This window comes from Bradyrhizobium sp. AS23.2, assembly GCF_001908185.1.
Classification (GTDB): Bacteria; Pseudomonadota; Alphaproteobacteria; order Rhizobiales; family Xanthobacteraceae; genus Bradyrhizobium.
The window spans coordinates 1-10,196 of sequence record NZ_LGHM01000106.1 but is presented as its reverse complement, the minus strand read 5'-3'; the positions used below and the strand labels follow the sequence as shown (position 1 = coordinate 10,196).

The 10,196-nt window shown below is 62.1% G+C and carries 9 protein-coding genes, 1 tRNA gene and 1 pseudogene; 8 read left to right on the top strand and 3 right to left on the bottom strand.

The genetic code is table 11. The features are described from left to right. The 3 genes and pseudogenes from AC630_RS22155 to rpmH form a co-directional block, all read right to left on the bottom strand. Positions 1–188 (bottom strand): annotated as a pseudogene (locus AC630_RS22155) (membrane protein insertase YidC); the annotation flags it as partial. A 16-nt stretch (positions 189–204) separates the two neighbouring features. Further along, complete coding sequence (gene rnpA, locus AC630_RS22150) at positions 205–603, bottom strand: ribonuclease P protein component (RefSeq protein ID WP_074120579.1); 399 nt, start codon at positions 601–603, stop codon at positions 205–207. 27 nt (positions 604–630) lie between these two features. Further along, positions 631–765, bottom strand: coding sequence for a 50S ribosomal protein L34 (gene rpmH, locus AC630_RS22145; RefSeq protein WP_008542748.1), 135 nt, complete (start codon positions 763–765; stop codon positions 631–633). Between the two features lie 349 nt (positions 766–1,114). Here rpmH and AC630_RS22140 point away from each other — a divergent pair, with 349 nt between their 5' ends. The 8 genes from AC630_RS22140 to AC630_RS22105 all read left to right on the top strand — a co-directional run. Then, positions 1,115–2,614, top strand: coding sequence for an ATP-binding protein (locus AC630_RS22140; protein WP_143198219.1), 1,500 nt, complete (start codon positions 1,115–1,117; stop codon positions 2,612–2,614). Positions 2,615–2,904: 290 nt separating this feature from the next. Continuing rightward, a tRNA-Arg gene (locus AC630_RS22135) sits at positions 2,905–2,981 on the top strand. Between the two features lie 212 nt (positions 2,982–3,193). After that, positions 3,194–4,129 (top strand): LysR family transcriptional regulator, encoded by a 936-nt coding sequence (locus tag AC630_RS22130; RefSeq protein ID WP_074120578.1) that lies wholly within the window; start codon positions 3,194–3,196, stop codon positions 4,127–4,129. Positions 4,130–4,357: 228 nt separating this feature from the next. Continuing rightward, positions 4,358–5,662, top strand: a complete 1,305-nt coding sequence (locus AC630_RS22125; protein WP_074120577.1) for an MFS transporter — start codon at positions 4,358–4,360, stop codon at positions 5,660–5,662. Between the two features lie 92 nt (positions 5,663–5,754). Then, positions 5,755–6,546: an SDR family NAD(P)-dependent oxidoreductase gene (locus AC630_RS22120; RefSeq protein ID WP_074120580.1), complete on the top strand. Its 792-nt coding sequence runs from the start codon at positions 5,755–5,757 to the stop codon at positions 6,544–6,546. Between the two features lie 30 nt (positions 6,547–6,576). Then, the gene (locus tag AC630_RS22115; RefSeq protein WP_074120576.1) at positions 6,577–7,338 is read left to right on the top strand and encodes an SDR family NAD(P)-dependent oxidoreductase; all 762 of its coding nucleotides are present in this window, start codon (positions 6,577–6,579) and stop codon (positions 7,336–7,338) included. A 165-nt stretch (positions 7,339–7,503) separates the two neighbouring features. Then, entirely contained in the window at positions 7,504–8,349 is an 846-nt protein-coding gene (locus tag AC630_RS22110) for an alpha/beta fold hydrolase (protein ID WP_167561255.1), read from the top strand. Next, positions 8,349–10,196: flavin-containing monooxygenase (locus AC630_RS22105; protein WP_074120574.1), on the top strand; the 1,848-nt coding region annotated here is incomplete at its 3' end. The genes AC630_RS22110 and AC630_RS22105, both read left to right, overlap by 1 nt.

The window sequence follows — 10,196 nt, the reverse complement described above, 5'->3', positions numbered from 1 at the left end:
CCGGCTTGCGGCGCGGCGCCCGGCGTCGCGGTGGCCGTCGGCTGCGGCGTGCTCTTCTGGAGCTCGGCCTGCGCCTGCTGCTGGGCGCGCTGCTTCTCCATCTGCGGCACGTTGTAGAAATACTGCCAGGCGATCAGCACCAGGCCCGACAGAATGACGGCGAGGATGGTATTGCGATTGTCGGTCATCTCTAGGGTCTCGTCATCAATCCGGTTTGCGGCTGGCTGCGGCGGTGGCACCTGGCCTCTGGCCGCGTCCCTTCGCCGGTCCTTTGGGCGTATGCCGCGCGGGCTTCGTGAACGCTATGCGCAGATCGTCGAGCATGGTGGCGAAGTCACGCGAGAGCGCGTCCCTTCGGCCGACCAACACATAATCATGATGGGGCTGCATCGACACCGGATCGAGCCGCTTCACCAATTCGCGAAGCCGGCGCCGGATGCGATTGCGCTCGGGGGCGTTGCCGTTCTTTTTGGTAACGGTGAAGCCGATCCGGATCGGGCCGCTGTCGTCGCGGCGGCGGCTTTGCAGGACGAACGCGGGACTATTCACCCGCGCGCCATTGGCAACGGCGAGGAAATCCGCCCGCTGCCTCAGCCGATCCATGATGAAATCCCAAAAAGGGGGTCCGGCTCAGGCGCTCAGACGCTTGCGGCCGCGGGCGCGGCGGGCGGCGAGGACCTTGCGGCCGCCGGCAGTGGCGAGGCGGGCACGGAAGCCGTGACGGCGCTTACGCACGAGTTTGCTGGGTTGATAAGTCCGCTTCACGGGTTTTTCTCCGCTGACCGGGCAATTTGCCTGTAGAATTGAAGGTAAAGTCCTGAAGATGCGGCCCCAAATGGGCCCTTTTCGGCCCCAAAGAGAGCCGCTCCCGGTGTCGCACCGGGTCATCGCGGACAATTTGCGCGGCTTATAAGGGAGCGCCTTCTTTTCGTCAACGCCGCAAGAGCGCACGATACCGGTGAATATCGCTGTATGTGCGGGGTTTTTAACCCTTGAGGTGGCGACTCGCCATATCAGCGCTTACATCCCACCTTGGCAGATTAGCGATCCGTAATTTGACCGGACCAGGGGCCCGGCCGCATCCTTCATCCGCCGAGCAGCGAGGGCGAATTTCGTGGCAGCGACAGACCTCCAGCCGATCCAGGATCAGGATCAGCCGGACCAGCCGGCGACGCGGCCGCGCGGGTCGCGCGGGCTCGGCCTGTCCGGCAAGCTGCTGCTGCTCACCGTTCCCCTGGTGATGATCGCGGCCGTCCTGCTCTATGTGCCCGCCATCGCCAACTTCTGGGTCAACCGGCTCAACGACCGCGTGGCGGCCGCCAACACGGCGGCGCTGGTGCTGGATGCGGCGCCGCTCGGCATGGTCCCCGAATCGCTGTCGCGCCAGATCCTGAAAAGCATCAATGCCCGCGCCGTGGCCATCAAGATGGGTCAGCAGCGCCGGCTGCTCGCCAGCGACAATTTGCCGGCCGCCATCGAGCATGACATCGACCTGCGCGACATGACGGCCTGGGAGGCGATCACCGGTTCGTTCCGGATGATGCTGGAGACTGGCAACCAGGCGATCCGGATCGTGGGGCCCGGTGTCGGCAATGCCCAGTTCATCGAAATCGTGACCGACGAGCTGCCGCTGCGGCAGTCGATGTATCGATTCTCCCGCAACCTCGTTGTGGTCGCGCTGATCATCGGGGTGCTGACCGCGGGCCTCGTCTATCTCGCGCTGCATTACCTCTTCGTGCGGCCGATGCGGCGGCTGACCGCGAGCCTGGTCGGCTTCCACGAAAACCCCGAGAGCTCGGCGCGGATCATCGTGCCGAGCCAGCGTAGCGACGAGATCGGGGTGGCCGAGCGCGAATTGTCCGACATGCAGCGCGACCTGATGTCGATGCTGCATCAGAAGAGCCGGCTCGCCGCCCTCGGCCTCGCCGTCTCCAAGATCAACCACGACCTGCGCAATTTGCTCGCGTCGGCGCAGCTTTTGTCGGACCAGCTCGCCAGTGTGCCGGATCCGCGTGTGCAGCGCTTCGCGCCGAAGCTGGTGCGCTCGCTCGAGCGCGCCATCGCCTTCTGCCAGTCGACGTTGTCCTACGGCCGCGCCCAGGAGGCCGCGCCCGACCGCCGCATGATCCTGATCGAGCCGGTCGTGCTGGAGGTGCGCGAGACCGCGGGGCTCGCCAGCGACGCCTCGATCGCCTGGGTCGCCGCGATCGAGCGCGGGCTCGCGATCGATGCCGATCCCGACCAGCTATTCCGCGTGCTGCTCAACCTTGTCCGAAACGCTGCCCAGGCGCTGGAAAGCCATTCCTCGGGCGATGGCGGCGCGCAGCAGATCCGGATCACCGGCAAGCGCGAAGGCGCCGTCGCGATCCTGGAGGTCTCCGATACCGGCCCTGGCGTGCCCCAGAAGACCCGGGACCATCTGTTCGAGGCGTTCCAGACCTCCGGACGCCCCGGCGGCAGCGGCCTCGGCCTTGCCATCGCCGCCGAGCTGGTCCGCGCCCATGGCGGCGACATTCACCTCGTCGAAGGCACCATCGGCGCCACTTTCCGGATCGTCATCCCCGACCGCCCCGTGGAACTGCTCTCCATCCGCAACGAGCGGGCGAGGGCGTAGTCGGCCAGAGGCCGACCGGGTCGTCATTTTCGGGGGAAATTGCCGCTGCATACGTCATTCCGGGATGGCCCACAGGGCCTGGCCCGGAATCCATAATCCCGACTGGTGGTTATGGATTCCGGGCTCGCGGCTGCGTCGCGCCCCGGAATGACATCTTTCCTGCAAAATCTCCCCATCCCGGACCTTGCCAATCGGGACAAGAGCGGTTAGTCAGAGCGCTCTTTCGCACCCCTCCCGGCCTCCGGGAGATGCATCGCGGGCCACACCCGCAATCGCTGTTTGCGAAACACGCGCCCGTAGCTCAGCTGGATAGAGCATCAGACTACGAATCTGAGGGTCGGACGTTCGAATCGTTCCGGGCGCGCCATTTTCGTACAAGGCCCGAACTTTCCCGGTTCCATGCGATGCCGGCCCGCGGCATTTCGCGGCCGCCGATGGTCCGGGTAGCGTGGTCGTCGACTTCAATGGCAGCGATCATGTTCCGGGCGTCGATCACGGCGGCAGTGCCGTCGTACCGGGGGCGCTCCCACCGGGGGCGCGCCGGCTGTGTATACGGCGGTTTGCTACGGAAGCGGTATCATGGATTTCAAGCAGATTAGCTATTTTATCTGGGTGTATGAGGAGGGCAGTTTCAGCAAAGCGGCCGCGAAAGCCAACGTCGTGCAAAGTGCGCTGAGCATGCAGATTCGACGCATCGAGGACGAGTTTGGTGTGCTGTTGTTCAACCGACTGCCGCGCGGAGTCGAACCCACGGAGGTAGGGCGCAAGTTTTACGAGCGCTGCGTCCCGATCGCGCGCAATTTCGCGCTTGCCCAGGAAGAGCTATCCGGCGCCAGCGATCTGGAGGCATTATCGGGCGTGATCCGGGTCGGTCTGCCCGGCTCGTTCAACCGCGGCGTCCTACGCAGCATCCTGCTGCCCTTCATGGAGCGGCATCCCGACGTTCAGCTGGAGATCTCCGAAGCCTACACGGGTACGTTGATCGATTGGGTGCGAGAGGGGAACGTCGACTTCGCGCTCGGGGTGCGGCCGTCTGAAGAAGGGGGCTTGATCCAGAGATTGATCTACCAGGACCGCGTCGTCTTGATGTCGGGCGCACCTCTCAATGGGCCATCATTTCGCCCGTGCGAGTTGGGCGGAATGGAAAATCTGAAGCTGATCGTGCCGGCGCAGAACCAGAGTTTCGGATCGCTCGTCCAGTCCTACATCGACAAGGGGCTCATCAAGCCAACAAGAACGATTGAGATCAACGGTGCTATTGGCGCCTTCGAGCTGGCGATCTCTTCTGATTGGGGCGTTCTCGCCCCCTTTATTTCGCTTTGCCGCGAAACCAGTCGATCCGGCATCTACATTTATCCGATCGCAAGTCCCGCAATCCCCTTCGACTTGTATCTCGTTTACGACAAGCGGCGGCCGCCGAACATTGCGGCGCGTCAATTCATCGCAGCGATTGAAGCAGAGCTTCGGGTCGTGGACAGCATCTGGCGTGAAATCGGCGCGCTCAAATCAGGTTGAGTCCGGCCCGCCATCAGGCTTCGAGATACCAGATATCAGCCGGCCGATGCTGTCGGCGACAATCAGTTCCCCTAGTGTCGCGACCGCGCGGGGCGACGATGGCTCTTATCGATCATCTCGATCCGGTGAAATCCAGTCTCGAATTTCGATCGCAATGGTCACCCGCGCCGATCACGTCCAGCGACAGACGCGGACGCAGAGAACGATAATCGACGAGGGGAAATACCAATGCAGCAGCCATCGCTTCTTTATACCAGCAAGGAGAAGAGCAGTGTCCTCATCTCCACGCTGTTCGGCTACGGGCTCGACTTCTACAACATACTGATCATTTCGTTCATCATGGGCGCCATTCAGAAGTCGCTCAACATTTCGCTGACGGAAGCAGGCGTCATCACAACCGTGACGCTCGCCGGCTCAGTCATCGGGGGTGTGTTGTTCGGGTGGCTCGGCGACCGGATCGGCAGAAAGAATTCGCTGCTGTGGACGCTTGGATTGTTTTCCGTCGGTGCGATTCTTTCTGCCTTCGCCTGGGATTTCAATTCTCTCCTCGTGACACGCGCCATCACCGGCGTCGGCCTGGGGGGTGAATGGGGTGCTGGCATCGTCCTGTTCAACGAGGTTTGGGACAAGAATCGGCGCGGTTTCGGAAGTTCGGTGATCCAGGCTGCATCGACGGGAGGCATCGCCGCGGCCTCGGTCGTGGCGGTGTGGGCACTCAGCAGTTTCAGCCCGGATTGGGGCTGGCGAATTGCTTTGCTGACTGGCGGTTCGCCCATTCTCCTCATGGTCTATGTCCGGTTCTGGATGCCGGAGTCGAAGCTTTGGGTTGAATACGAGCGCATGCGCGCGGCCGGGGAATTGCCGCCCGAGAAGGCGCAGGCAGCCAACCCGCTCATCGAGATATTCAAGGGAGCTTCCCTTCGTTATACTGTGCTCGGCTTCCTGATCGTATCGGGCTACATGTTCGCGTTCTATGCGATCACGGTCTTCATGCCGGGATTCATGCGATCGTTGGGCGCGGAGGCGGAAGCCATTCGCACGATTACGATCGTGTTTTCAGTCGCCCTGGCTGTCGCATTTCTCGTCTTTGGCTGGTTTACGGATAGTCTGGGCCGCAAGGTCGGCGTTGTCGTGCCGACCGTCATCAGCATCGTCGGTTTCATCGGCATCTATATGGCCGCGGAGACAACCTTCCCGGGCTCGCCGTTCGTTTGGTCGCTGTTCGGCTGGTACGTCGTCTGGGGAGTGGGGCAGACGGGTGCCGGCATGTTCGGTCCGTGGTTCTCGGAACTCTATCCGGTCGAACTTCGCGCCTCCGCCGTATCGACCATCTACATGGTCGGCCGTGGCATCGGAAGCATCGCTCCGTTTGTCGTCCCTTATGTGGCTGCGCACAACACGAGCGGACTTGCCGGCGGAATGATGATTGGACTCGTCGCGGCGCTGGTGTGTGCCGTCGCCGCGCTGTTGCTGCCCGAAACCGCGGGACGCTCGTTCGCGGTGATTGAGACCAAGGCGCGCTCGGCAGCCTGAGGCCTCGTTTCCTGCTTGGAACTATGAGGTGCCGGGGGGTCTTCCGACTCCCCGGCACCTTCCGATCTCTTTCAGCTTGGTAGGTGCTCATCATGGATCGCAACACGATGTTTGATCTCGGAGGTCAGGTCGCCTTCGTTACCGGAGCGGCAAAGGGGCTCGGCCTGGCGATGGCCGAGATCGTGGCCCAGTCGGGGGCACGCGTGGTGATGACCGATATCGATCCGGATGCGCTGACCGCGTCTGTCGAGCGTTTGGCCGGACAAGGCCTCGACGTGCGCGGAGAAATCGTCGATGTGGCAGACACGGATCGATTGGCGCGCGCGATCAACGATGCAGCGCGGCGTCTCGGGCGACTGGACGTCGTGTTCGCGAACGCCGGTATTTCGGCGGGGCCGGGGCCGCTGACCGATGCCGGCAGCCTGGCGCAGGTCGATCTGGATCGCTGGAATCGCCTCCTGCAGATCAACCTTACCAGCGTCTTCGTGACGATCCGGACTGCCGCAGCCCAAATGATCAAGCAGCGGTCGGGCCGGCTGATCGTCACGGCGTCGGTTGCAGGCCTTCGTGGTGAGCGGATGTGCGGTTACGCCTATGCGGCGACGAAAGCTGCCGTCAGCAATCTGGTTCGGCAAAGTTCGATTGAGCTTTCGCCGCACAACGTCACGATCAACGCGATCGCTCCCGGTCCTTTCCTCACCGATATTGGTCAGGGGCGATTGCATGATCCGGAGGTTGCGGCCGGCTTCACCCGCGACGTCCCGATGGGGCGTCTTGGTCAGCCGGACGAAATCAAGGGGCTCGCGTTGCTCCTGGCGTCGCCTGCATCGAGCTACATCACCGGAGCAGTGATTCCGGTCGATGGCGGTGCGAGCGCCTCGTAAATCTCTTTTGATCGAACAACGAGGCGTAAAATGGCAGATTTGCTGGCGGGAAAGGTGGCCGCAATTACCGGAGCGGCGCAAGGCCTGGGTGCGGAGTTTGCGATCGCACTGGCAAAAGCGGGCGCCTCCGTTGTCGTCGGGGACATCGTTTCAACAGACGAGACATGCGCCGCCGTTCGCGCCCTTGGCGGGCAGGCAAAGGGTGTGATGCTCGATGTGACGCGGTCGGAATCCGTCGAAGCGTTCGTGGATGAGGCCGTCAAGACGTTTGGAGGCCTCGATATTCTCGTCAACAACGCGGCCATCTCGGGGCAAATCCGGCTCGGTTCGCTGACTGACGTAAGTTCGGACGAATGGGATCGCGTGATGACCGTCAATGCGCGCGGAACGTTCGAATGCATCAAGGCTGCGGTGCGACCGATGAAGGATCGTGGTTACGGAAAGATCATCAACATCGCATCCGGAACTGCAATCAAAGGGTCGCCCGGGATTCCGCACTACGTGGCCTCCAAGGGAGCGATCATATCGTTGACGCGCGCCGCAGCGAGGGAGCTTGGAGGATGCGGGATCCGCGTGAATGCGCTCGCGCCCGGCTTGACCATGAGCGAAGGTATGAAGTCAAATCCGAGTTGGTCGGGCGAGATTGTTGCGAGCAACATCGCCTCAAGGGCGATCAAGCGAGAGGCTGTGCCTGCGGATCTCGTGGACACGCTGGTATTTCTGGCCTCGCCGGGCAGCGACTTCGTGACAGGGCAGACGCTATCAGTCGATGGCGGCTCGGTGATGAATTGAGTGGAGCGCGTTGTCGTCGGCGTATCAGTTCCGACGATACCAGCTATCAGCGTTTCGCGCTAAAGGCGTGCGATCCATCGCGCTAGATATCGACCTGCAGCGGCGCATTCCTCCGGGTGAACCCGGGCGCGCAGCCAGTGAAGAAATCAGGCGATGGGACGGAAGATGGCTAAACCGCAATTCGAGATCAGGCATATCAACGCTGGCGGGTTCAAAACCCGATATCTGGAAGCGGGCGATAGGGCGAAGCCAGCGCTCGTGCTCATTCACGACGGCGCATTTGGTACGACAGCGGAATTGTGCTGGGGTGCGATCCTTGGCGACCTGGCGCTCGATTATCATGTGTTGGCGCCGGAGCTGTTGGGTTGGGGCGGTACAGACAAGGTCGCGTACTTCGATCGTTCGCCCTATGCCGCGCGAATTCCGCATATCGAAGCCTTCGTGCGCGATGTCGGCATCGAGTCCGCCGATTATGTCGGGGCTTCGTTCGGCGGATCGCTGATCATGCGAGCAACCGTCGCGCCTGGAAATCCCTGGAAAATCCGCCGGGCGATCTCCATCTCGGGGACGGGCGGCCCGTACCGGTTGCAGTCTGGCATCGTGGCGTTGGCCGACTACACGCCGAGCATTGAGGCGGCAACAACGCTCACCGAGCTCATCGCCGGTTCAACCGTCGGTCTTGAGGATCAAATCCGTCAACGGCACGAAAACAGCCTTATCCCGGGCCACTGGGAGACCCTTATGGCCCCGCGGTTGAAGAACCCGTCTGTCGAAAGGGCGGCACCGGCGGACGATTATCTTCAATGTTTGGCGAAGACGGCAGTGCGATCCCTGCTCGTCGAGGGCCTGCGCGATCCGCTGCTGGAAAAGGGGTGGGCGCAGAAGCTTGCCGATCTATCCCCGCTCATTTCGGCAGTCACGATCGACGCCGGTCATGAGGCCAATATTGAACGCCCGGCCGAGGTGGTTGAGCTGATCAAAACCTATCTCGCGCGTTCGGAGAATGCGTGATGAACATGGCCGGACCTCAACCGATCGCGTCTTTCATGCCGGGCGGCGTAGGCAAGCTCGATCATGTCGAGCCGATCGTCGCTAGCAACGCGGAAATCGTGGCCGCCGTGAAGGACGCGGATTTGCCGGCCCTTCTGGCGGCGCTGGCTACGCTTACGAACGACGAAGGTCTCTTGGCAGACGATCTGCAGCCGCCGCCTTCGAGAATGGGTGCGTCGATCAAGCCTCAGGGCGGTCTGAGCCAGGAGGCCCAGGAGAGGGCTCGCGAATTGGCAGTCCGCGCACTCATCGACTATCGAGACAGGGGATCGCCGCCACCGGATCCGGCGGCGCCATTGCTCGAGCGGGCGATGAAGTTTCTCGCGCGTGGGACCGGCGAAGAATACGTGCCGCTGTTGAAGCACGAGCTCGCTTTGCCGCGCGATCTCGGCGCTCCCGATTGGCGAAAGGCGGACATCGCGCCCGATCGCGACTTTTCAGTCGCAGTCATCGGCGCGGGCCTCTCGGGCGTAGCCGCCGCATATCGCTTGGGGCAAGCCGGCGTTCCCTACAAGGTCTTTGAGAGAAATTCCGATGTCGGGGGCGTCTGGTGGGAGAATGTATATCCAGGATGTCGCCTGGATACTCCCAACTTCGCTTATAGCTACTCCTTTGCGCAGAAGCAGGATTGGCCTGAACAGTTCTCGCGACAAGTCGAGATCCAGAAGTATGTGTCCGCGGTCGCAGACGATACGTCCGTCCGGTCCAATATCGAATTCGATACGGAAGTCGTCTCGCTGACCTATGACGACGGCTCGGCGCACTGGCTCGTCGAGACGCGAGACAAGACCGGTCGCATTCGGAAGGACAGGTTCAGTGCCATCATTACGGCCACCGGCCAACTCAACCAGCCCGCATTTCCGGACATTGCCGGCCTGGATGCGTTCGGGGGACAGTTGTTCCATTCGTCGCGGTGGCCGGCTGGTCTCGATATCAGCGGCAAGCGCGTTGCCGTCGTCGGGACAGGCGCAAGTGCCTATCAGATTGTGCCGTCCATCGTGGATTCCGTGTCGGCGCTGCTGGTGTTTCAGCGCAATCCGCCTTGGATGCTTCCCACGCCCACCTACCACGAACGGATTCGGCCTGGGATGGCATGGTTGCTCCGTCACGTTCCCTACTACGGACGCTGGTTCAGGTTCTGGCAGTTCTGGATCGCCGCGGAAGGTCGGCTTCCGCTGGTCGAGGTTGAGCCCGATTGGGATCACCCAATCTCCGTGGGACGGGCAAATGAGGGCCTTCGTCTCGAATGTATCGAGCACCTCAAGGCTCAGTTGGCGGATCGTCCCGATCTTCTCGAGAAGATGACGCCAAGCTACCCTCCCGGTGCGAAGCGAATGCTGAGGGATAACGGGGTTTGGGCCGCAGCCCTCAAGCAACCTCATGTCAGTTTGATCAGCGACGGGATCGTGCGCATTGATAAGCGCGGTATCGTCACGAGCGACGGGACCCTGCACGAAGTCGACGTCATCGTCTTTGCGACCGGCTTTCAGGCGTCAGACTATCTGATGCCGATCAAGGTAGTCGGTCGATCCGGCAAGAATCTCCACAACTGGTGGGCCGGAGACTGTCGAGCCTATCTCGGTATCACGATGCCGGGATTCCCGAATCTCTTCATGACTGGAGGTCCGACGACGGGCGCCGTGGTCAATGGCAGCGCGATCTTTTCCGCGGAGTGTGCAGTGGAGTACTCGCTTTCGGCAATCCACGGCCTGCTGTCCGGCGGCTACGCTGCAATGGATATTCGGCAGGGGCCATTTGATGCGTACAACACACGGGTCGATGCAGGGAACCTGACGAAAGCATGGGGG